At 66.6% G+C, this 23,260-nt stretch carries 17 protein-coding genes; 3 read left to right on the top strand and 14 right to left on the bottom strand.

Annotation, left to right across the window (positions count from 1 at the left end):
* Positions 1-328: 328 nt before the first annotated feature.
* Genes ACFTSA_RS14125 through ACFTSA_RS14115 form a run of 3 tightly spaced genes read right to left on the bottom strand, consistent with a single transcriptional unit; the run spans position 329 to position 8,171 of the window.
* Positions 329-4,294, bottom strand: coding sequence for a 1,4-alpha-glucan branching enzyme (locus ACFTSA_RS14125; protein WP_377952047.1), 3,966 nt, complete (start codon positions 4,292-4,294; stop codon positions 329-331).
* Position 4,295: 1 nt separating this feature from the next.
* On the bottom strand, positions 4,296-6,092 hold the full coding sequence (gene treS, locus ACFTSA_RS14120; RefSeq protein WP_377952046.1) for a maltose alpha-D-glucosyltransferase: 1,797 nt from the start codon (positions 6,090-6,092) through the stop codon (positions 4,296-4,298).
* 6 nt (positions 6,093-6,098) lie between these two features.
* Positions 6,099-8,171, bottom strand: a complete 2,073-nt coding sequence (locus ACFTSA_RS14115; protein ID WP_377952044.1) for an alpha-1,4-glucan--maltose-1-phosphate maltosyltransferase — start codon at positions 8,169-8,171, stop codon at positions 6,099-6,101.
* A gap of 131 nt (positions 8,172-8,302) precedes the next feature.
* Between ACFTSA_RS14115 and glgP the strand changes: the two genes are divergently transcribed.
* Complete coding sequence (glgP, locus tag ACFTSA_RS14110; RefSeq protein WP_377952043.1) at positions 8,303-10,921, top strand: alpha-glucan family phosphorylase; 2,619 nt, start codon at positions 8,303-8,305, stop codon at positions 10,919-10,921.
* 40 nt (positions 10,922-10,961) lie between these two features.
* Here glgP and ACFTSA_RS14105 read toward each other — a convergent pair whose 3' ends face one another.
* The 3 genes from ACFTSA_RS14105 to glgX are packed head-to-tail and all read right to left on the bottom strand — an operon-like array spanning position 10,962 to position 13,991.
* Positions 10,962-11,318 carry a barstar family protein gene (locus ACFTSA_RS14105; protein ID WP_377952041.1) on the bottom strand — a complete coding sequence of 119 codons (357 nt, stop codon included), beginning with the start codon at positions 11,316-11,318 and terminating at the stop codon, positions 10,962-10,964.
* A 4-nt stretch (positions 11,319-11,322) separates the two neighbouring features.
* Positions 11,323-11,841, bottom strand: a complete 519-nt coding sequence (locus ACFTSA_RS14100; RefSeq protein WP_377952040.1) for a ribonuclease domain-containing protein — start codon at positions 11,839-11,841, stop codon at positions 11,323-11,325.
* 17 nt (positions 11,842-11,858) lie between these two features.
* Positions 11,859-13,991 carry a glycogen debranching protein GlgX gene (glgX, locus tag ACFTSA_RS14095; protein WP_377952039.1) on the bottom strand — a complete coding sequence of 711 codons (2,133 nt, stop codon included), beginning with the start codon at positions 13,989-13,991 and terminating at the stop codon, positions 11,859-11,861.
* A 113-nt stretch (positions 13,992-14,104) separates the two neighbouring features.
* Between glgX and ACFTSA_RS14090 the strand changes: the two genes are divergently transcribed.
* Complete coding sequence (locus ACFTSA_RS14090; RefSeq protein ID WP_377952038.1) at positions 14,105-14,914, top strand: carbon-nitrogen hydrolase family protein; 810 nt, start codon at positions 14,105-14,107, stop codon at positions 14,912-14,914.
* A gap of 234 nt (positions 14,915-15,148) precedes the next feature.
* Here ACFTSA_RS14090 and rlmB read toward each other — a convergent pair whose 3' ends face one another.
* The 6 genes from rlmB to ACFTSA_RS14060 form a co-directional block, all read right to left on the bottom strand.
* Complete coding sequence (rlmB, locus tag ACFTSA_RS14085; RefSeq protein WP_377952037.1) at positions 15,149-16,150, bottom strand: 23S rRNA (guanosine(2251)-2'-O)-methyltransferase RlmB; 1,002 nt, start codon at positions 16,148-16,150, stop codon at positions 15,149-15,151.
* Positions 16,151-16,242: 92 nt separating this feature from the next.
* Entirely contained in the window at positions 16,243-17,697 is a 1,455-nt protein-coding gene (gene cysS, locus ACFTSA_RS14080) for a cysteine--tRNA ligase (RefSeq protein WP_377952035.1), read from the bottom strand.
* Between the two features lie 32 nt (positions 17,698-17,729).
* A complete protein-coding gene (locus ACFTSA_RS14075; RefSeq protein ID WP_377952033.1) occupies positions 17,730-18,056 on the bottom strand; it encodes a hypothetical protein in 327 nt (108 codons plus the stop codon).
* 99 nt (positions 18,057-18,155) lie between these two features.
* Entirely contained in the window at positions 18,156-18,668 is a 513-nt protein-coding gene (gene ispF / locus ACFTSA_RS14070) for a 2-C-methyl-D-erythritol 2,4-cyclodiphosphate synthase (protein WP_377952031.1), read from the bottom strand.
* 23 nt (positions 18,669-18,691) lie between these two features.
* Complete coding sequence (gene ispD / locus ACFTSA_RS14065; RefSeq protein WP_377952029.1) at positions 18,692-19,474, bottom strand: 2-C-methyl-D-erythritol 4-phosphate cytidylyltransferase; 783 nt, start codon at positions 19,472-19,474, stop codon at positions 18,692-18,694.
* Positions 19,475-19,669: 195 nt separating this feature from the next.
* Positions 19,670-20,152 (bottom strand): CarD family transcriptional regulator, encoded by a 483-nt coding sequence (locus ACFTSA_RS14060; protein WP_003801164.1) that lies wholly within the window; start codon positions 20,150-20,152, stop codon positions 19,670-19,672.
* A gap of 325 nt (positions 20,153-20,477) precedes the next feature.
* On the opposite strand from ACFTSA_RS14060, the gene ACFTSA_RS14055 reads away from it, so the two are divergent.
* Positions 20,478-21,068: a hypothetical protein gene (locus ACFTSA_RS14055; protein WP_377952027.1), complete on the top strand. Its 591-nt coding sequence runs from the start codon at positions 20,478-20,480 to the stop codon at positions 21,066-21,068.
* A 126-nt stretch (positions 21,069-21,194) separates the two neighbouring features.
* Here the strand turns inward: ACFTSA_RS14055 and ACFTSA_RS14050 are convergent, their stop codons facing one another.
* Positions 21,195-21,875: a response regulator transcription factor gene (locus ACFTSA_RS14050; protein ID WP_003801167.1), complete on the bottom strand. Its 681-nt coding sequence runs from the start codon at positions 21,873-21,875 to the stop codon at positions 21,195-21,197.
* On the bottom strand, positions 21,872-23,140 hold the full coding sequence (locus tag ACFTSA_RS14045) for a sensor histidine kinase (RefSeq protein ID WP_377952056.1): 1,269 nt from the start codon (positions 23,138-23,140) through the stop codon (positions 21,872-21,874). The genes ACFTSA_RS14050 and ACFTSA_RS14045 overlap by 4 nt, the downstream gene beginning before the upstream one ends.
* Positions 23,141-23,260 lie beyond the last annotated feature (120 nt).

Raw genomic sequence — 23,260 nt, 5'->3', positions numbered from 1 at the left:
TCAACAAACTTGGCACACTATTGAGTTCTCAAACAACAGACACACCCGGCACCACCCAAACCAACGTTCAGGATCGCTCCGGAGCAACTTTTCAAGTTTACCCGCTCGCTTCACCAGAGTCAAATCGGCGCTTTCCGTCCGGCCCAGCCTGTGGCTTCCGGATCACCTTGCCGACTCGCTCCGGGGAGCGGCGCGGAAATAAACTATACCACCACCCAGGCGGAATGCCAACTGGGCCAACGCAGCGCCGAGGAAGGCCCGGAATCCCAAGGGATCCCGGGCCTTCCTTCCAAACAGCAACCGTCCGGGTGGCGGCCCCTGCGGGAACTTAGACGAGCGGCCCGCCGGGCAGGGCCGACTTCCCCGTCTCGGCCGCCGGCGCAGCACCAGCCGGCGCAGCACCGTTCGGCGCAGCACCGTTCGGCGCAGCACCAGCCGGGGCGGCACTGTTCGGCTCAGCACCCGCCGGCTCTGCCCGAGTCGGTTCAGCGCTCTTCGGTTCGGCGGCCCGCGTCCCGGCAGCCCGGCTCTCAGCGGCCGTCGGCCCCGCGAAGACGGATCCGGCATCGGTGGCTTTGGCCTTGGCTGCGGCGGGCGTGGTGATCACGCTGGCATCAGACGGGCGGAAGTACGCGGCGCCCAGCGGGGGCAGCGTCACAGTGAGGGTGGCCGGCTGGCCGTCGATGCCCTCGTCCTCCGCGGCCAGCGTGCCGCCGTTGAGGACGCCCGATCCGCCGTAGGCCTCGGAGTCGGTGTTCAGCACCTCGGTCCACGTCCCCGCGGACGGCACGCCCAGTGCGTAATCCTTGTGCGGGGCGCCGGAGAAGTTGACGGCACAGACCAGCGGGTTGCCCTCGGTGTCCCAGCGGACAAAGGTGAGGACGTTGCGGTCGGCGTCGGCTCCGTTGATCCACTGGAACCCGCCCGGTTCGTTGTCCCGGGAGTAGAGGGCCGGCGTCGACCTGTAGAGCTCGTTCAGGTCCTTGAGCAGCAGCTGGACACCGCGGTGCGCCGGGATGTCAGCCAGCCACCAGTCGAGGCCGTGCTGTTCGGACCATTCGGCTTCCTGGCCGAATTCGGTGCCCATGAAGATGAGCTGCTTGCCCGGGTGCGCCCACTGGTAGCCGAGGAAGGCGCGGAGGTTGGCCAACTGCTGCCAGCGGTCGCCGGGCATCTTGCGGAGCATGGAGCCCTTGCCGTGGACAACCTCATCGTGGCTGATGGGCAGCAGGAAGTTCTCGGTGAAGGCGTAGACCATGGAGAACGTGATTGTGCCGTGGTGCCACTTGCGGTTGACCGGGTCCTCGGAGGCGTACTTGAGCGAGTCGTGCATCCAGCCCATGTTCCACTTGAGGCCGAAGCCAAGGCCACCATGGCTGGTGGGCGCGGTGACGCCCGGAAACGCGGTTGATTCCTCGGCGATCATCACGGCGCCGGGGTGGGTCTTGTACACGGTGGCGTTGGCCTCCTGGAGGAACGAGATGGCCTCCAGGTTCTCGCGGCCGCCGAACCGGTTGGGCTGCCACTGGCCGTGTTCCCGCGAGTAGTCGAGGTACAGCATGGACGCGACCGCGTCGACGCGCAGGCCGTCGATGTGGAACTCCTCGAGCCAGTACAGTGCGTTGGCCACAAGGAAGTTCCGGACCTCGGTGCGCCCGAAGTCGAAGATGAGGGTGCCCCAGTCCGGGTGCTCGCCCAGGTTCGGGTCGGCGTGTTCGTAGAGCGCCTGTCCGTCAAACTGCGCCAGGGCCCAGTTGTCCTTCGGGAAATGTGCCGGCACCCAGTCCAGGATTACGCCGATGCCCGCTTGGTGCAGCGAGTCCACGAGGAAACGGAACTCATCGGGATGCCCGAAGCGGGACGTCGGCGCGTAGTAGGAGGTGACCTGGTAGCCCCAGGATCCGCCGAAGGGGTGCTCGGCCACCGGCATGAACTCGACGTGGCTGAACCCGAGCCACTTCACGTACTCCACGAGTTCCTTGGCAAGCTCGCGGTAGCTGAGCCCCAGCCGCCACGATCCCAGGTGGACCTCGTAGACGCTCATCGGCGAGTTGTGCGGATCCCTGGCGGCGCGTTCCTTCATCCAGTCCGCGTCCTGGAACCGGTAGTGGGACTCGACAACCCTTGAGGCGGTGAGCGGGGGCACCTCGGTGCCGAAGGCCAGCGGGTCGGCCTTCTCCACCCAGTAGCCGCCCTTGGTCTTGATTTCATACTTGTAGCAGGCACCGGCCGGGACACCCGGGACGAACAGCTCCCACACGCCCGAAGAGCCGAGGGACCGAAGCGAGTTTTCACGGCCGTCCCAGGCGTTGAAGTCGCCCTTGACCCGGACCGCTTCCGCATTGGGGGCCCACACGGCAAAGGACACGCCGTCAATGTCTCCCAGTGAGGACTTGTAGTGCTGCACGTGGGCGCCCAGCACCGTCCAGAGCTTCTCGTGGCGTCCTTCGCCGATCAGGTGCAGGTCCACTTCACCCACGGTGGGAAGGTAGCGGTACGGATCGTCCACGGTAATGGGTTCGGCGCCCTCGTAGGTCACCTCAAGCCGGTAGTCCGGCACGTGGCCGTGCTGCAGCGGCTCCAGTACCGCCACCCAGACACCTTCGGCCTCGTGGGTCATGGGAACGGCTCCGGCCTGGGTCACCACGTTGACCGCCTCCGCAAGGTGCTTGACGGTGCGGATGGTCACGTGGCCGTAGTCGTCCAAATGCGCACCAAGCACCGAGTGCGGGGCGTGGTGTTCACCGGCCGCGACGCGTGAAAGCGTGTGCGCGTCCACGTGCAACGGTGCGTGGGGGCTGTCGGTGTGGGCAGAGCCTGTCATCTTTTTACCTTCCGCTGCTGCTCCGGCCGGTTCGCCGGAGCTTGTAGTGCTGAGGAGTCGCCTGGCCGCATTCACCGGGATGGCCAACCAGCCCGGCCGGTTGCGCAACTCGTACACGACTTCGTAAAGCGCCTTGTCCAGCCACAATGCCACAAAGAGCGGCGAATTGCGGTCCACCATCCCGGGAGTTACTTCCGCGTAGCCTGCCAGGAAGGCCGCGGTGCAGTCGTCCACCCAGGACTCGGGGACGCGGACACCCGGCTGTTCCCGTTCGGCGGCGCCCGCCGCGTAGTCAAAGGAGCGAAGCATGCCCGTCACGTCCCGGAGCGGGGCGTCAGGGAAGTTGCGCTCGGAGATCGGCCGGAGCGGCTCCCCCTCGAAGTCGAGGATGGCCCACCGGTCATGGCCGCCTTCGGCACCGGGAACCTGGAGGATCTGGCCGAGGTGAAGGTCGCCATGGATGCGCTGAAGCGCTCCGGCGGGGGTGCCTTCCAGGCGGCTGAGCAGGCTTTCCAGCCCCTCTTCGTAAGGTCCGACGGCGGGTCCCGCCTCCGCCCACATCTGGCGCACCCGCTGGGCTACTCCGGGGGCAATTTCCGCGCCCGGAACCGCTTCGGCCGAGACACCCAGCGTCTCGGCGAGCCTGCGGTGGACAGTCGCGGTCGCATGGCCAAGGGCATGCGCCTCGGCCGTGAAGTCCACTCCGCCGGCGGCCGCGTCGACGGCGAGCCGCCACGCGTCCCTGCCGCCGGCCAGGAATTCGTGGGCCACCGCCAGTTCGCCCTGGACAGGTCCGCCCGGTCCGCCTGTGCCCTGGATAGGGGGAAGTTGGCCCGGGGGGTACCACTCGCCCGTGACCCAGCCCAGCGTGGCCGGGACCTCCTCGGTGCGGGCGGCGGACAGCGCGGCGCCGACCTCCACCTCCGGGTTTCGCCCGGCCGACAGCACACGGAAAAATTTCACGATCGCCGCGGAGTCGCCATCGTCCACTATCACTGAGGTGTTGGACTGTTCGCCGGACAGGACCCGGACTGTTCCGGTGGCCTGCGGCAGCGGCTGGGCCGCACCGGAGAGGTGGCCGCTGGCGGTACCGGCCGTTTGCTGTGTCCGGATCAGGTCCATCCAGGCCCCGATGAAGGCGGGGTCGTGGACCGCGTCGTAGACCCAGCGGTGCCCCAGTTCGGCGTCGTCGCTTTCGCCAATCAGGGCCCGTTCCGCGCCGGCCAGCGGCTGGCTGCGGTAGCTGAGCGGGATCTGCACGACGTCGGTGCGGGAGACGCCGTCGGCTGTTTTGGACTCGACGGAGGCGAGGAACACCTCGAGGCCGGCCTGGCCGGTGGCGTCTTCCAGGACCAGGCCGCCCACCGGCGCCAGCGTGAAGTCCGGGGTCTTCACCGGGAACCACCGCTGGGCCGGCAGCCAGTCGCGGAGCAGGTGCTCAAGTGTGGGTGTCAGTGTAGTTTGGGTCATCTCATCCCTCAATCGACAGTATCGGCATCGCTTGGGTAAAGGGTGCTGCGGGGTTGGAGGTGGCGGACCGCAGTCGCAGCCAGAAGAAGTCGTGGCTGCCGAGCGTAAGCGTCAGCTGTCCGTCCTCGCCGATGCCGGGAAACGGCTGTCCGCCGAAGACGTCCCGCAGTCCCCGGCCGGAGAAGTCCGGGAGCCTCAGGGTGGAGGACACAGGGTGTTGGGAAAGGTTGAAAACGCAGAGGATGGATTCGGCCGGTTCGCCCGCTGCGTTGCCCTCCGGCAGTTCGCGGAGATACGCCAGCACCACTTCGTGGTCGGCCTCCACATGCTTGAACGCCCCGAGCCCGAACGCCGGGTGGTTCTTCCGCACGCTGAGGATCTGCCGGGTCCAGCGCAGCAGCGATCCGGAGTGTGCGGCCTCGGCCTCCACGTTGGCCATGGCGTAGTTGTAGACCAGTGACTGGATCACGGGGAGGTACAGCTTGCCGGGGTCGGCGTTGGAGAAGCCGGCGTTGCGGTCCGGGTTCCACTGCATGGGCGTGCGGACGGCGTCGCGGTCCTCGAGCCAGATGTTGTCGCCCATGCCGATCTCGTCACCGTAGTACAGGAACGGGCTGCCCGGCAGGGACAGCAGCAGGGCGTTGATGAGCTCGATTTCCGCCCGGGAGTTGTCCAGCAGCGGCGCCAGCCTGCGCCGGATGCCGATGTTGGCCCGCATGCGCGGGTCCGGTGCGTACCAGCCGAGCATGGCGGCACGCTCATCGGCGGTGACCATCTCCAGCGTCAGCTCGTCGTGGTTGCGCAGGAACGTGCCCCACTGTGCACCTTCCGGAATGTCCGGGGTATCGTGCATGGTCTCGATGATCGGCGCGGCCTTCTGGTCTCGCAGCGCGTAGTACAGCCTCGGCATGATCGGGAAGTGGAAGGCCATGTGGCATTCCGGTTCCTCCACGGTGCCGAAGTACTCCACCACCTCGTTGGGCGGCTGGTTGGCCTCGGCGATGATCACCCGGCCGGGGTAGCTCTCGTCCACCATCTTCCGCAGCTGGCGCAGGAACTGGTGCGTCGCCGGGAGATTTTCGCAGTTGGTCCCCTCCTCCTCGAAGAGGTACGGGATGGCGTCCGCCCGGAACCCGTCGATCCCCTGGTCCAGCCAGAACCGCACAACGTCGAACACCGCGTCGATGACCTTCGGGTTCTCGAAGTTCAGGTCAGGCTGGTGGCTGAAGAACCGGTGCCAGAAGAACTGCCGGCGGATGGGGTCGAAGGTCCAGTTGGACTCCTCCGTGTCCACGAAGATGATGCGCGCGTCCTGGTACTTCTCGTCCGTGTCGCTCCACACATAGAAGTCGCCGAAGGGACCCTCGGGGTCCTTCCTGGATTCCTGGAACCAGGGATGCTGGTCCGAGGTGTGGTTCAGCGGGAGGTCGATGATGACCCGGACACCGCGGGCATGCGCCTCGGCCACCAGCCGCTTGAAGTCGCTGATGGTGCCGAACTCGTCCAGGACGGAGTTGTAGTCCGAGATGTCATACCCGCCGTCCCGCAGGGGTGACTGGAAGAACGGCGGAAGCCACAGGCAGTCCACGCCCAGCCACTGCAGGTAGTCGAGTTTCTCGATCAGCCCGTGGAAGTCGCCTGAACCATCGCCGTTGGCGTCCGCAAAGCCCCGGACCAGCACCTCATAGAACACCGCTTTCCGGTACCACAGCGGATCGTGCTGCAAACCCGGCGCATTGAGCTCGAACGTGCTCTTGGGGGTGAAGTGCTGGGTGGGGCTCTGCGGACTGAAGGTCACTGGCGGCTACCTCCGGATGCTCAGGATATGTGCAGGTTCAACATGTGCATCCAGCCTCACGTAGTTGTACTCCCCCCATTCCCACGACTCGCCGGAGATGAGGTCATCCACCCAGAACCCGCCGTTGGGGGTGAGGTCGGCCGGGTCCAGGCCCAGCGCAGCCAGGTCCAGGGACACCATGCCTTCCCTCGCGCTGTGCGGGTCAACGTTGGCCACCACGATGATGGTGTCCCTCGTGCCGTCCGGCAGCGTCTTGTGCTTGGAGTACACGACGGTGGCGTCATCCGTGCACTGGTGCAGGGTGAGGTTCTGCAGGTCCCCCAGCGCCGGGTGGGCCCTGCGGATTTCGTTCAGCCTGGTCAGGTACGGGGCGAGGGTCCGGCCGGAGGCGTTGGCGGCCTCCCAGTCGCGGGCCTTGTACTCGAACTTCTCGTTGTCGATGTACTCCTCGGCGCCGGGCCGGGCCACGTGCTCGTACAGCTCGTAGCCTGCGTACACGCCCCACAGCGGGCTGGCTGTTGCCGCCAGGGCGGCGCGGATCTTGAACGCGGCCGGTCCGCCGTACTGCAGGTACTCGGTGAGAATGTCCGGGGTGTTGACGAAGAAGTTGGGCCGGAAGAAGGCAGCCGACTCGTGGCTGACGTGGTGGAAATACTCCTCCAGCTCCTTCTTGGTGTTGCGCCACGTGAAGTAGGTGTAGGACTGCTGGAAGCCGGCCCTGCCCAGCGCGTGCATCATGGCCGGGCGGGTGAAGGCCTCGGCCAGGAACACGACGTCAGGGTCCTTCTTGTTCACCTCGGCGATAAGCCACTCCCAGAACCACACCGGTTTGGTGTGCGGGTTGTCCACCCGGAAGATCTTCACGCCGTGGCTGACCCACAGCCGGACGATCCGCAGGATTTCCTTGGACAGGCCCTCGGGGTCGTTGTCGAAGTTGAGCGGGTAGATGTCCTGGTACTTCTTCGGCGGGTTCTCGGCGTACGCGATGCTGCCGTCGACGCGGGTAGTGAACCATTCCGGGTGCTCGGTGACCCAAGGGTGGTCCGGGGCGGCCTGGAGCGCCAGGTCGAGCGCCACTTCGAGGTTCAGCTCATTCGCCCGTGCCACGAAGGCATCGAAGTCCTCGAAGGTCCCGAGGTCCGGGTGGATGGCGTCGTGCCCGCCTTCCTTGGCGCCGATGGCCCACGGTGAGCCGGGATCGTTCGGGCCGGCGATCAGCGTGTTGTTGGGACCCTTGCGGTGCTGGACGCCGATCGGGTGGATCGGCGGCATGTAGATGACGTCGAAGCCCATGCCGGCCACGGCGTCCAGCCTTTTGGCAGCGGTCCGGAAGTTGCCGGAGGTCCAGGCTCCGGTGCCGGGGTCGCGCACTGCGCCTTCGGAGCGCGGGAAGAACTCGTACCAGGAGCCGCGTCCGGCGCGGTCCCGCTCAACCAGGAGGGGGAACGGTTCGGAAACGGTGACGAGCTCACGGATCGGCTCACGGTCGACGACGGCGGCGACGTCGCGGCTGAAGCCGGCGGCCAGGCGGTCCTCGGGAGACAGGGTGCCGTCCGAGAGGACGGTGGCCGCGGAGCGCAGCGTCTGGCGGTCCGCCTCGTTCCGGGCGGGTTCCTCGGCAGCCTGCGAGAGCAGTGCGGCGCCTTCCGCGAGCATAAGTTCGACGTCGATGCCGGCGTCCACCTTGACTTCGGCGTTGTGGTGCCAGGTGCCGTAGCGGTCGTGCCAGGCCTCGATGACGAAGGACCAGTTTCCGGTGGAATCAGGGGTGAGCAGGCCTTCCCACAGGTCGGTTCCCTTGCCGCGGTCACCGGACGGCGGCTGAAGGCGGGTCCGCTGGCGCTCGTTGCCCTGCGGGTCGAGCAGGACCGCGCTGACGCCCAGCTGGTCGTGGCCCTCGCGGAAGGACCTGGCGCTGACCACGATTCCTTCGCCGGGCAGCGCCTTGGCCGGGAACTTCCCCCCTTCGACAACAGGCTGAACGTCCGTGATAGGGAAACGGCCAAACCGAAGGCCTTCCGTGATCGAAACTTTCGGCGTTTGCTTTGCTGGGGCACTGGTTCGCGTGTTAGTCGTCACAGGCTCGACGTTAGCGAGAAATGAGGCGGATTGCTAAGCCTGCGAACTTAATTAATGAAGCGATTCGTCATTTACCGGAAAGTAATCAAAAGCGGTTCCTGCTGTTCACCTAGTCGGTTAGTGTGGCGCAGGTGAAGGCAATCCGCAGATTTACAGTCCGTACCGTTCTCCCCGAGCCGATCCGGCCGCTGGCCCGGTTGTCGACCAACCTCCGCTGGTCCTGGCACCGGCCCACCCGGGAACTGTTCGAGAGCCTGAACCCGCGCGTCTGGGCCCAATGCGGCAATGACCCGGTCAGCTTCCTTGGCCTGGTGGGCCGCGAGGAGATGCACCGGCTCGCCACTGACCAGGATGTGGTGGCTAGGGTCCAGGCGGCAGCCGCGGACCTGGACCGGTACCTCACCGAGCCCCGCTGGTACCAGGGCCTGGGCAGCGACGCCCCCGTCTCCATTGCGTACTTCTCCCCCGAATTCGGCATCACCGAAGTCCTGCCGCAGTACTCCGGCGGCCTCGGCATCCTTGCCGGCGACCACCTGAAGGCGGCCTCTGACCTGGGCGTGCCGCTGATCGGCGTCGGCCTGCTCTACCAGGCGGGCTACTTCAAGCAGTCGCTGTCCCGGGACGCCTGGCAGCAGGAGACCTACCCGGTCATCGACCCCGACGGCCTGCCGCTGACCCTGCTCCGCGAGCCTGCCGCGGACGGCAACGGCAAGCCGGTGGAAATCTCGCTCCCGCTGCCCAACGGGCGGCACCTTGCGGCACACATCTGGCGTGCCGACGTCGGACGCGTCCCCCTCCTGCTGCTGGACTCCAACGTCCCCGGAAACGACGACGCCGCCCGCAGCATCACCGACCGGCTGTACGGCGGTGGCGGCGACCACCGGCTGCAGCAGGAACTGCTGCTGGGCATGGGCGGGGTCAAGGCGCTGCGCGCCTACCAGAAGCTCACCGGCACGCCGGCGCCCGAGGTGTTCCACACAAACGAGGGCCACGCAGGCTTCCTCGGCATCGAACGTATCCAGGAACTGATGGCCGGCGAGCAGGCGCTCACCTTCGACGAGGCCCTTGCCGCCGGACGCTCGTCCACCGTGTTCACCACCCACACGCCGGTTCCCGCCGGCATCGACCGCTTCGAAGCAGCGCAGATCCAGCACTTCTTCGAAGCCGGGCTGGCTCCGGACGTTCCCACCTCCCGGATCCTCGACCTGGGCCGCGAGAACTTCAGCGAAGGCAACCCCTTCGTGTTCAACATGGCCGTGATGGGCTTGCGCCTCGCACAGCGGGCCAACGGCGTTGCCAAGCTGCACGGCGAGGTCTCACGCGGCATGTTCTCGGCGCTGTGGCCGGGATTCGACCACTCGGAGGTGCCCATCACCTCCGTGACGAACGGCGTGCACGTGCCCACCTGGGTGGATCCCCGGATCGCGAAGCTCGCCCGGGAGCGGTTCGGGCCCGAAGCCGAGGTCATGGGCCGCTGGGACCTCGCCTACAACGTGTCCGACGCCGAGGTCTGGGCTCTCCGGCGCGAGATGCGCGTTTCACTGGTGGAGGATGTGCGGCGCCGGCTGCGGGCGGCGTGGAAGAAGCGCGGCGCCGCCGATGCCGAGCTGGCATGGACCGACTCCGTGCTGGACCCGGACGTCCTGACCATCGGGTTCGCCCGGCGCGTGCCCACCTACAAGCGGCTGACCCTCATGCTGCGGGATCCGGAGCGCCTGAAGGCCCTGCTGCTGCACAAGGAGCACCCCATCCAGCTGGTCATCGCCGGCAAGTCCCACCCCGCGGACGACGCCGGCAAGAAGATGATCCAGGACCTGGTCCGCTTCACCGACGATCCCGCCGTGCGGCACCGCATCGTCTTCCTGCCGAACTACGACATCGCCATGGCCCGCACGCTGTTCCCCGGCTGCGACGTCTGGCTGAACAACCCGCTGCGGCCGCTCGAAGCCTGCGGCACCTCCGGCATGAAGGCCGCGATTAACGGGTCCCTGAACCTGTCTGTCCTGGACGGCTGGTGGGATGAGATGTACGACGGCGAAAACGGCTGGGCGATCCCCACCGCCAACAACGGTGCTTCTGCCGACGAACGGGACGACATCGAGGCCGCAGCACTGTACGAGCTGCTCGAGACCCAGGTGGCGCCGCGGTTCTACGGCAACACCGTCTCCGAAGCGGCCGGCGCCGCCGGCCCGTCCGAGTCCGGCCACGAGAAGATCCCGACGCACTGGGTCTCCATGATCAAGCACACGCTGGCGCACCTCGGCCCGGCGGTCTCTGCCGAGCGGATGCTGCAGGACTACGTCAACGTCCTCTACCGGCCCGCCGCGGTTTCGGGACGCGAGGCCGTGGCAGGCTCCTACGCGCAGGCCAAGGCACTCGCGGCATGGGTGGCCAAGGTCCGCGCCGCGTGGCCGCAGCTGCACGTGGAGCACGTGGACTCGCTGGGCGTCTCGGAGGACCCGCAGATCGGCGACACCCTCCAGGTCCACGCCTACGTGGGACTGCACAACCTGTCTCCGCAGGACGTGTCAGTGGAGGTGGCGTACGGGCAGGCCGCCGAGAGCGACGAACTGGCCAACGTGACGATGGTGGAACTGGAAGCCAAGGAGGAACTCGGCAACGGCCGCTACCTCTTCGCCGGGTCCATCGTGATTGACCGCTCAGGGTCCTTTGGCTACACCGTACGGGTGCTCCCCACGCACGAGGCCCTCGCGTCAAAGGCCGAGCTGGGACTGATCGTCAACGCGTAGTCCCCACCGGCTCCCTGCCTGACGGCGGGGCACAGACGCGCTAGAGCATCACCGCTATGACTGCGAGGTCCTTGCCGGCGTAGCTTTCGGCGTCCTGCAGGATCTCGCAGATGATGCCGAAGGAGCGGTCGCCGCGGAAGGCTGCGGGGACCTGCCAGATCACGGTCAGGGGCTTGGCTCCGTCGTCGGAAATAGCGTCGGCGAAGTCGTGCAGGGAGTCGTTGAGCGCATCCAGGTTGACGCCGAAGTGCTCTGGAAAATCCAGGGCCTCGCCGAACGCGGCGAGGACGGACTTCCTGGAATCGGCGGCAGGAACCAGCAGGCTGCGGCGGCCGGCGTCCGCAACCTGGTCCTTCAGTTCCTCGAGGGTCCACGTGTCGCCGGAGTAGATCTTCATGGTGCTATTTGCCTTCTGCTATGAACTTGAACGATGCATAGTGGTCCGCCGTGTAGTACTTGTCCCCGGCCTGTCCTGCCACGATCCTGCGGGCTCCCCTGTCGGACTCGCCGGGCGTGGGCACCGTGTACTCCCTGTAGTAACCGCTGGCCTTGCGCGGCAGGATGCGTTCGAAGTTGCCGAATGTCACGCCGTCGCGGGTGTACGGGTAGGGCCCGCCCCGCCGGATCAGGACCAGGGTCCGCCGGCCCTCGGCCGGCAACTGTGACTCCCGGATCGTGGGGAGGCCGGACGCGTTCGGTAGGCCGGTGGTCGTGCCGGACGACGACGACGGCACGGCGGCGGGTGCCGACGTCGCGGCTGCTGCGGGTGCCGACGTCGGAAAGCCGGGTGCCGCCGTCGTCGTTCCCTGCGGTCCCGAAACGGGCGGCGCGCCGCCCGGCGCAATGAAAAGGTTGAAGACCGCGAGGGCAGCGACGGCGAGCCCCAGCAGCAGCGTTCCGACAGTCCAACGCCTGCGCATGCCTGATTCCCCGGAGTTTATGTGCGGTAAATGTTGATGGTGTAGGCCTGCACCTCGTCAGGCCCGCCGGACTCGACCAGGGCGCCCTGCCGCCGGTCGTGGAGCTCTGAGGTGGTGAGGCGGAGGTCGAACAGCCGCTTTCCGGTGCCGTCGTCGTTGGTGACCTGCGGCAGGGTGACCTCGATGTCCTCAGGCCCGCCGTTAACCACGATAAGCCCGGCCACGTGCCCGTCGTCGGAGCCGAGCAGCAGCTGGACCACGCGGTTCCCGTTGTCGTTCCAGCGCTCCATGGACATGGGCTGGCCGCTCCGGTCGTACCAGTACAGGTATGAGCGCGCGTCGCGGACGGGGTAGTCGTGCGGCTGGGACGTCAGAAACTCCCGCCGGAGCCGGATGACACGCTTGGTGGTCCGCAGCATGGCATGGGATTCCGGCGTGCTGGTCCAGTCGATCCACGTGAGCGGGTTGTCCTGGCAGTACGCGTTGTTGTTGCCCTGCTGGGTGCGGCCGAGCTCGTCCCCTGCAGTAATCATGGGCACGCCAAGGGAAATCATGAGCGAGGCCATGAGGTTCCGCTTGCTCTGGGCACGGCGGGCCAGGATGCCCTCGTCCTCGGTGCGTCCCTCGAAGCCGTGGTTGTAGCTGCGGTTGTCGCCGTGCCCGTCCCGGTTCTGTTCGCCGTTCGCCTCGTTGTGCTTGCGGTCGTAGGAGACGAGGTCGGTCATGGTGAAGCCGTCGTGGGCGGTGATGAAGTTCAGCGACGCCAGCCTTGAGCGGCCCGACGGTTCGAAGAGGCTCGCCGAGCCGGACAGGGCATCGGCGAGCCGGGCCACGGACCCGCCCTGGCCGCCGTTGTCGAGAGCGGCCCTGTCGGCCAGCCAGAAGGAGCGCACGGCGTCGCGGTAGTGGTCGTTCCAGTCCACCCAGCCGCCGGGGAAACGGCCGGTCTGCCAGCCGCCGTAGCCAACGTCCCACGGTTCGGCGATCAGCTTGACGCGGGAGAGCGAGGGGTCGGCGGCCACCGCCACGAGGAAGGGATGGTGGGGATCGAACTCGTTGGCTGCGTTCCGGCAGAGCGTGACGGCCAGGTCGAACCGGAAGCCGTCGATGTGGAACTCGTCCACCCAGTACCGCAGTGAGTCCAGCACCATCTGGACAACCCGGGGTTCGGCGAAATTGAGCGTGTTGCCGCAGCCCGTGGTGTCGATGTATTTTCCGTGGCCGTCGGTGCGGTAGTACTTCTGCTCGCCCAGCCCGCGGAAGCTCAGGGTGCTCCCGTCCGGGCCGCCTTCGGCCGTGTGGTTGTAGACGACGTCGAGGATGACCTCGATGCCGGCCGCGTGCAGCAGCTTGACCATTCCCTTGAATTCGTCCTGGACGGCCTGCGGCCCGGCTTCCTGGGCTGACTTGGTGGCGTATGCCTGGTGCGGGGCGAAGAAGGCCGCCGTGTTGTAACCCCAGTAGTTGGTGAGGCCGAGGTTCTGGAGGTGCGGCTCGTCCAGATGGAAATGCACCGGCAGCAGCTGCAGGGCGGTAACGCCCACACCTGTGAGGTGCTCGATCATCGCAGGATGGGCCATGCCGGCGTACGTGCCGCGCAGCGCCTCCGGGATATCCGGGTGGAGCATGCTCTGCCCGCGGACGTGTGCCTCGTAGACGATGGTGTTGCGCCACGGGGTATTCGGCTTCCGGTCCCCGGCCCAGTCAAAGTCGGACGACATCCTGACGCTGGTCAGGAATCCGTCGCGTTCATCGACGGCCCGGCCGTAAGGGTCCAGCAACAGCGGTTGCCGGCTGCCGCCGTCGTCGTCAAAATCAACGGTGGGAACCGCCAGCGGCAGCACCTCATCGCCCTTGGGCGCCGCTTCGCCGCTGGGGGCTGCGAGGAAGCCGTACCGGGATCCCACGGGTAACCCGTCGACCACCCCGTGGTGGACACCGTTCGTGAGGCTGGACAGGGTCTGAAGCCGCCAGTTCTGTCCAGGCGCCTGATAAGCCACCTCGAGCGTCGCGATGCCGGGAGCATAAACGGCGACGTTTGCCCGGTTGCCTGATGTATCCCCCGGGCCTTGGCGCGCTTCGCTGACCCCGAGGGGAAAGGCCTGGGAGTCGTCCACCGTCAGGGCTGTGTCTAAGAGGGGCATTACCATCAATTAAAGCTTAGCCGTCACGTCCAAATAGCTAGTCTTCTTCCGCATGTTACGCGTGCGGCCCTGTGGCGGCACCGCTGAACGCTGTAAGGACGCACCGACTGGAGGTTTTCGTGAAGATTGCATTGGCCCAGATCATTACAGGCCGGGACGTGGACGGGAATCTCACCGTGGTCGAAGAATACGCCCGCCGCGCAAAGGACGGCGGCGCCGGGATCGTGGTTTTCCCCGAGGCCACCATGCGCGCGTTCGGCAATTCCCTGCTGGATATCGCCGAGCCCTTGGACGGCCCCTGGGCCAGTCGTGTCCGCGCGATTGCCGACGAGTTGGGGATTGTGATTGTTGCCGGAATGTTCACCCCGGGTTTATCGGCCTCCGACGGGCAGACAAAAGTGCGCAACACTCTGCTGGTGACCGGGCCGGGCGTGGACGCCAGCTACGACAAGGTTCACCTGTTCGACGCCTTCGGATTCCTGGAGTCCGACACCGTCGAAGCCGGGACCGGACCCGTGACGTTCGACGCCGGCGGCCTCACCTTCGGCCTGGCCACCTGCTACGACATCCGCTTCCCGGCGCTCTTCACGGCCAACGCCGACCGCGGGGCCGTCGCCAACATCGTCTGCGCTTCCTGGGGTTCCGGTCCCGGCAAGGTGGACCAGTGGCAGCTGCTGGCCAGGGCCCGCGCCGTGGATACCACTACCTACGTCCTCGCCTGCGGCCAGGGCGACCCCGCCACCCAGGGCATCGAGCCCCGCGGCGCAGCGCCCACCGGCGTCGGGCACAGCGCCGTCGTCTCGCCTTTCGGCGAGGTGCTCCAGGAGCTCGACGGCGCCCCCGGCCTCCTGTTCGCCGACCTCGACCCCGCCTTGGTCAAGGAAGCCCGCACCAAACTCCCGGTGCTGGCCAACCGCCGGGAGTTCTAGGCGTACACAAAACGCTCGATCAGATCCTGCAGGAAATCCACCGACGCTTCCTCAGATCCTGCCGCTTAAGACGAAACGCTTCCGCACCAGGTGCGGAAGCGTTTGCCGTTTTGCTGCGAAAGCTGAGGGAGCGTTCGTCAGATACCTGCAAGAATTGATAGAGCGTTTCGTAGCTGCTGCCGCAGCATTGGCGAAGCGCCAGGAGCGGTAAACCCCCAGCGTCCTAAGGCGGGGTTACTTCGCGGAGCGCTGGCGGGAGACTTCGTAAAGGGAGATTCCGACGGCCATGGAGGCGTTCAGGGATTCCATCGCGGAGTCGATCGGGATGGAGACGATCTGGTCGCAGTTCTCCCGGACGAGGCGGCTGAGGCCCTTGCCTTCGGAGCCGACCACGATGCACACCGGTTCGGTGGCAACGGTGAGGTCGGGCAGGGAGACGTCGCCGTCGCCATCGAGCCCGAGCACGAAGACGCCCATGTCCTTGAACTGCTTGATGGCGTTGTTCAGGTTGGAGGCGCGGGCCACCGGAACGCGGACCGCCGCGCCGGCGCTGGTCTTCCATGCGGCGGCCGTGACGCCCACGGAGCGGCGCTCAGGGACGATCACGCCGTGGCCGCTGAATGCCGAGACCGAGCGGATGATCGCGCCGAGGTTGCGGGGGTCGGTGATGCCGTCCAGTGCAACGAAGAGTGGGGCGTTCGCGATGTGCCCCTTCTTCCAGCCTTCGACAGTCTCTTCGGCAAGGTCGTAGGCGTCCTGGTACTCGTACGGCGGGATCTGCAGGACTAGCCCCTGGTGCACGGCGTCGTCGGTCATCCGGTCCAGCTCGGGCTTGCCGGTTTCCAGCAGCGGGATGCCGCGTTCGGCGGCGATCTTCAGGGACTCCTTGACGCGGTCGTCCATCTCGATGCGGATGGCGACGTGCAGCGCCTTGGCCGGAATGCCGGCCCGGAGGGCCTCGACGACGGAGTTGCGTCCGGTGACGACCTCTTCGGTGGCACGCCCCTTCGGACCGGACCGGGCTCCGGCACTGCGGGCGCCGGCGGCACCAGCGGGCCGCTTGGCTGCGGAGCGCTCCGCGAGCTGTTTGTTCTTGTGCGCCTTGTGGTACGGGCGGTCCTCGGCCTTGGGGGTTGGCCCCTTGCCTTCGAGAGCCTTGCGGCCGTGGCCACCGGTTCCGGTGGTGGGGCCCTTCTTGAGCTTGCGGACTGCGCCCGGGCGACCTTTGTTGGCCATGAATTCCACCCTTGGTTGTATTGAGTAAGTCTGGACTCCAGTCTACTGACTGGCCTCAAATCGTTGACCGGGCGGGCCGGGAGCCGCGAAGGCTAGCTGCGCTGCAGGCTCCACGTGGCGCCGTCGGCATTGTCCTCCACCAGAACCCCGGCTGCCGCGAGGGTGTCCCGGATGGCGTCCGATGCGGCCCAGTCCTTCCTGGCGCGGGCTTCGGCGCGGGCAGCGAGCTGGGCCTCTATCAGCGTGCCAAGGGCGCTGGTGGCCTGGTCGTCGACGGCGGGCTGCGCGGCAGCGCTGATGCCCAGGACCCGCAGCATGTCGGTCACGCCGGCCAAAGCCTGCCGCGTTGCCTCCACGTCGCCGTCGGTGAGCGCCGAGTTTCCGGCCCGGACCGTGTCGTGCAGCACCGCGAGGGCCTGCGGCACGTTGAGGTCGTCGTCCATCGCAGCGGCGAACGACTCCGGAACGGTGCCGTGGCTGCCAAACAGCAGGGCGCCGTCGGAGGACAATGCGCGGACGGCGCGGGCCACGAAGCCGTCAATGCGTTCGACGGCGGCGGCCGCCTCCTGCAGCGACGTGGGCTGGTAGTCCAGCACCGAGCGGTACTGTGCCTGGCCCAGGTAGTAGCGGACCACGCGAGGGGGTGCGAGCTCCAGCATCTCTGCCGGGCTGATCGTGTTGCCGACGGACTTCGACATTTTTTCGCCCTGGTACGTGACCATGCCGTTGTGCATCCAGAAGTTCGCGAAACCGTGGCCGGCCGCCTGGGACTGCGCCATCTCGTTTTCGTGATGCGGGAAGCGCAGGTCGAGGCCGCCGCCGTGGATGTCGAACTCGGTGCCAAGGTATTTGGTGACCATCGCCGAGCACTCTAGGTGCCAGCCGGGACGGCCGGTGCCCCACGGCGAAACCCAGCTCGCCGTCGCCGGCTCCCCTTCTTTATAGCCCTTCCAGAGGGCGAAGTCGCGGGGGTCCTTTTTGCCGCGCGGGTCGGCGTCGGCAGCACCCTGCATGTCGTCGATCTTCTGCCGCGTCAGGGCGCCGTATTTGTTCCAGGAGCGCACGTCGAAGTAGACGTCACCGGAACCGTCGAGGGCCGGATAGGCGTGCCCGCGGTCGATCAGGAGCTGGATAAGCGCGTGCATCTCCGGGATGTGGCCGGTGGCGCGCGGCTCGTAGGTGGGCCGCGAAACGCCGAGGGTGTCGTAGGCCTTGAGGAACTCCTGCTCATACCGGTACGCCAGCGCCCACCATTCCTCCTCCGGCACGGACCCGGGCTCCTGCTCGAATTCCGGGTGGAAGGAGGCCTCGGACTTGGCGAGGATCTTGTCGTCAATGTCGGTGACGTTGCGGACCACCGTGACGCGGAAGCCGCGGTATTCGAGCCAGCGGGTCAGCTGGTCAAAGGCGATGGCGGAGCGGATGTGCCCCACATGCGGCATGCCCTGCACCGTGGCACCGCAGTAATACAGGCTTACCTTGCCCGGTACCAGGGGAACGAAGTCGCGGACTTCGGCGGATGCAGTGTCGTAAAAGCGCAGGGTCACCGCTCCAGATTAGCCGATGCCAATGTTCCCGCTTACTTGCAGACCTCGCCGATCCGGTTGTTCTGTTTGGCGAGTTCAGCCGTCTGCTCCGAACTCTTGGTTCCCAGGGACGTGCTGGCCACTTTCTTCATGATGTCGGCCATCTTCTGGATGGGGTCGGCGACGTCCTGGGCCACCTTGTCAGCGACCTCCTGGTAGTGCTTGGCGATCTGGTCGGCCTGTTGCTGCTGGTTGCCCGTGGGCTTGAATGTATCGCCCTGCAGGAACTTGCAGCTCTCCTCCACGCTCATGCGGGGGCTGCCGGCACAGCCGGCCAGAAGCATCCCTGCGATCACGACGGCGGGAAGCAACTTTTTCACGGCGGGTCTCCTGGGATTGCGGTACTGGTGCTTATTCCAGCCTAGGCGCTTTGGCTGCGGGGCCCGACTCTGCGGCCGCCGGATGCCGGGCCGACGAGCTTACCCGGCCGGGTAGACCAGGGCCGTGGCCACCGCGGAAATCCCTTCGCCGCGTCCGGTGAAGCCGAGCCCGTCGCTGGTGGTGGCAGTAACGCTGACCGGAGCCCCCGCGGCCTCGCTGAGCACGCGCTGGGACTCTTCCCGGCGCGGGCCGAACTTGGGCCGGTTGCCCACGAACTGCACGGCGACATTGCCGATCTCGAAGCCGGCCGCGCGAACGATCCGGGCGGCTTCGGCCAGCAGCGTGACTCCGGAGGCGCCGGCGAACTCGGGCCGGTCGGTGCCGAAGTGGGTGCCCAGATCGCCGATCCCGCAGGCGGAGAACAGGGCGTCGGCCGCGGCGTGGGCCACGGGGTCGCCGTCGGAATGGCCGGCGAGGCCCCGCTCCCCCTCCCAGAAGAGCCCGCCCAGCCAGAGCGGCTTCGGATTGTTGTCCGGCGCAAAAGCGTGCACGTCGATGCCAATGCCGGTCCGGGGCAGGGGCACCGGGGCCCGCGAAGTGTTCTCTGTCATGGCGCCTTCCGTCATGTGGTTTGTCAGCCCTCCACCCAGCGGGCGCCCAGGGGGCCTTCGAGCAGGCCCTCGGCGATGATGAGGTCCAGCGGCGTGGTGATTTTCAGGGACTGGCTGGCCCCGCGGACGGCATGCACCGGCACGCCGAGAAGCTCCACCAGCATCGCGTCATCGGTGACCGCGGAGGCCTGGCGCTCATCGAAGCCGGAGGCTGCCTGGTGCGCCTGCCGCAGGACGGAGAGCCTGAAGCCCTGCGGGGTCTGGACTGCCCGGAGCTCCCCGCGGGGAGCCGTTCCGGTGACGAGTTCAGGTGCGATGTCCGTGGCCGGCCCCTCGGTGGCGGCGACCGTCTTGACGGTGTCCACCACGGGGATCACCGGGATCACAGCATCCGCGCCGGCAGCCAGGGCCTGGGCCACACGGTGGAAGACCTGCTCGGGCGTCAGGGCACGTGCGGCGTCGTGGACCAGGACCGCCTCCGTACCGTCCTCCACGGCGGCCAGGGCGGAACGGACCGAATCCGCCCGGGAGGCCCCGCCGTCGACCATGGTCAGGAGCGGGCCGCCGTCGACCAGTTCCACCCGGAAGTCCTCGCAGAGCCGGCGAAGCTCCTCATCACCGGCCGGGAGCGCGATGCACACCTGGCTGGCAATGCCGGCCGCGACGATTCCGCGGAGCGCATGCATAAGGATCGGTTCACCGCCCAGCGGCACTGCGGCCTTCGGCATGCCGTACCCCAGCCTCTGCCCGGAACCGGCGGCGACGAGGATCACGGCGGTCACGGGGCGCTTGGGTACAGTGTTCATGCGCTCTAGCCTACGTCCCGGCCGCACTCCCCCTCCATCTCCCAACCCGGTCGCGGTTGAGGCCGGTCCCGGCGCTGGGAACGCCCTCAACTGCGACCTACATGCGGACTTCCGGGCTGGGTAATTTTGGGCAAGAAGAAACCCCGGCGGCACCTTGCCACCGGGGTTCAATTCTTGTTAGGAAGCTCCTACTACTTAGGAAGCCAGGACCTCGTCGAGAACGCTGGCAGCCTTCTCTTCGTCGGTCTTTTCAGCCAGAGCCAATTCTGAGATCAGAATCTGCCGGGCCTTGGCCAGCATACGCTTCTCGCCTGCGGAAAGGCCCCGGTCGTGATCCCGGCGCCACAGGTCGCGGACGACCTCTGCAACCTTGATGACGTCACCGGAAGCAAGCTTCTCCAGATTTGCCTTGTAACGACGCGACCAGTTGGTGGGCTCCTCAGTGAACTCGGCACGGAGCACATCAAACACGTGCTCCAAACCGTCTTTGCCCACTACGTCGCGTACCCCAACGAGGTCAACGTTCTCTGCTGGAACTTCAATGGTCAGATCACCCTGAGCCACCTTGAGCTTGAGATACATCTTCTCTTCGCCCTTGACAGTGCGCATCTTGATCTCTTCAATTTTTGCTGCACCGTGGTGAGGGTAAACTACTGTCTCGCCGACCTCAAAAACCATGTGGACTTTCCCCTTTCCCGCAGACCAGTTTATCACGATTAAGGCATATGACTGGCATGGATACGGCCCGGGAACCCCGTAATTCCGCGGAAAATGGCCCAAATCAGCGGCCCAGACCCCTTGACGAATGCGAACAATAGTGCATTGCACACGCCCCCACAAGCGTTACGCGCGGGTAGTTGCGGGCCTTCGGGGACGGCGTGCGGAGCCCCAGGCCGGCGTTAGAGGGGGCGGTCATGTGGAGGGGCCGAATCCTTGTTTGACGCTCTTTGCCGATAGGCTATGCCTGAAAACTGTTTCAAAGACTTTTCGAGGAGTGCGTGACGTGCGTTTCACTGCGATGAACCGGGGCCAGAGCGGCAAGATGGCAATGGCGGCAGCCGCCCTGAGCGCCGGCCTGCTGGCCCTGACGGGCTGCGGCTACATCAACGCCCAGCAAACCTCTCACCAGTACGTCGCCTCCGACGGAATCCGTACCGACGTCGGACCGGTTCAGCTGCGCAACATGCTGATCGTCTCCGCCGGCGAGAACCAGCCGGGCCGCGTCATCGGCGCCGTCTACAACTCCTCCTCGAAGGACGTCAAGGTCACCTTCAAGGGAGCCGAAGGCGCGCAGACCGAAGTTCCGGTCAAGCAGAACTCCTACACCCTGCTGAACCAGTCCACAGACGCCGCCACCCTGAGCACGTCCGGCGGCAAGCCCGGAACCCTCGTGGACGTCCAGGTGACCGAGGATGCAACCAACGTCAACAAGACTGTGAAGATTCCTGTGGTGGACGGCACGCTGAAGGAATACGCCGCCTACCTGCCGGGCGGCACGCCCAGCGAGTCCGCCACTCCGAGCCAGTCTGCAACGCCGGGTGAAACCGCGACGCCGGGCGAATCCGCGTCGGCCACGCCCACCGAAAGCCACTAGCAGCGCCGGCCGGCAAGGCCGGTCAGAGAAGAAGGAGGGGTTCCCGGCCGGGAACCCCTCCTTCTTCGTCTTGTCGCTGCCTTGTCGTGCCCCACCCTGGACCACTCCCCCGGCAGCGGCCAGCCTCTAGGGTTCGAACTTGTAGCCCAGTCCGCGCACGGTGACCAGGTAGCGCGGCAGGGAGGGGTCCGGTTCGATCTTGCTGCGCAGCCGCTTCACGTGGACATCCAGCGTTTTCGTGTCGCCCACGTAGTCGGAGCCCCAGACCCGGTCAATCAGCTGGCCCCGGGTCAGCACGCGGCCGGAGTTTCGCAGCAGCATCTCCAGCAGTTCAAACTCCTTCAGCGGCAGTGACACCTGCTCGCCGTCGACACTCACCACGTGCCGTTCAATGTCCATCCGCACCGGACCGGCGTGGACGGTGGATGAAATGAGTTCCTCCGGCTCGCCCTGCCGGCGCAGCACCGCGCGGACACGGGCAACCAGCTCACGGGAGGAGTAGGGCTTGGTGACGTAGTCATCAGCGCCCAGCTCCAGCCCGACCACCTTGTCGATCTCGGTGTCCTTGGCGGTCAGCATGATGACGGGGACGGTGGAGCGCTGCCGCAGCTGCCGGCAGACCTCCGTGCCGGACTGTCCGGGCAACTGCAGGTCGAGCAGCACGAGATCTGCCCCGTTGCGGTCGAATTCCGTGATGGCGTCGAGGCCGTTGTCCACGACCTCCACTTCGAACCCTTCCTTGCCCAGTAGATAGGACAGGGGATCGCTGAACGACTCCTCGTCCTCGACAATAAGAATCCTGCTCAAGCGTTAGCTCCTCGTTCATGGACGCCGGCGGCGTCGTGCGGTTCCTTGGCCTGCGGCCGTTCGGGCTGGGCCTCCGGTGAGGCGGGTGCCGGCGCTGTGGCTTCCCTGGCGGGTAGGGGGCGCGGTTCAGGTGCTGGCTCGTCTTCCTGGCCTTCCATCTCCGGCAGCCGGAGGGTGAAGGTGGACCCTTGGCCGGGCTGGGACCAGAGCGTGACTTCGCCGCCGTGGTTAGAAACAACGTGCTTGACGATGCTCAGGCCCAGGCCCGTTCCACCGGTGTGGCGGGAACGGGCCGCATCCACCCGGTAGAAGCGCTCGAACACCCGCTCCTGGTCCTCGGGTGACAGGCCTTCGCCCTGGTCCGTCACGGAGACGGAAACCAGGCCCTCTTTGGACCGCACGCCGATGCCCACGCGGGTGTTTTCCGGCGAGTACCGGATGGCGTTGTCGATGAGGTTGCGCAGCGCCGTGACCAGCAGGTCCCGGTCGCCGTAGACCTTGGCCTCCGCGCGGCCGCCGATGACGATCTGGATGTTCTTGCTCTCGGCGGGCAGCTGCGACCGGTCCACGGCTTCGGAGATGACGTCGTTGATATCGACAGGGTGCCCCTGCCGCGCGACGTTGGCGCCCTGCAGCCGCGACAGTTCAATGATGTCCTGCACCAGCGCGGCGAGGCGGGCCGACTCCTTGTGCATGCGTTTCGCGAAGCGGCGGACGGCGTCCTCGTCGTCCGCCGATGATTCCAGCGCTTCAGCCAGCAGCGAGATGGCTCCCACCGGGGTCTTCAGTTCGTGGGACACGTTGGCCACGAAATCGTTGCGGATCTCCTCTGTCCGGGTGATCTCGGTGCGGTCATCGGCCAGCAGGACGATATATTCCTCACCAAGCATTGCTGCCCTGACCTGCACGATGAGGGTGCCCTGGCCGAGCGGCCCCCGGGGCAGCTCAAGCTGCCTCTCCAGGATGACGCCGTCGCGCCGGACGTTCGCCGTCATGTCCAGCAGCTCGCGGTGCACCACGGTGTGTCCGCGCACCAGGCCGTAGGCGTAGGCCGCCGGGCTTGCCCGGACGACGCCGTCGATCGCGTCCACCACCACGAACGCCTGGCCGACGACGGCGAGGACTTCGGCGGAGCCCTGGGGCAGCGCCGGTTCGTCGTACTCGATGTCCACGAGCTCGCGCTGCTTCTCGCTGGCACGGAAAGCGAGCACGCCAAAGACGCCGAACGACAGGCCCAGCAGGCCGGCGATGACACCTAAGAGCATTGGATCCACGCCTCCAGCTTATGCTTCCGGAAAGCCCCAATATCCGACAAACGGCCCACGCGGGGCGGATTCAGCTAACGTTCATCTTGAGATGTGCAACAGTTCACCGAACACTGGAAG

Origin of the sequence: Arthrobacter sp. NPDC057013 (genome assembly GCF_042674585.1) — a bacterium.
GTDB lineage: Bacteria > Actinomycetota > Actinomycetes > Actinomycetales > Micrococcaceae > Arthrobacter.
Note: the sequence above shows the minus strand (reverse complement) of the source record. Positions and strands in the feature narration are given on the sequence as shown.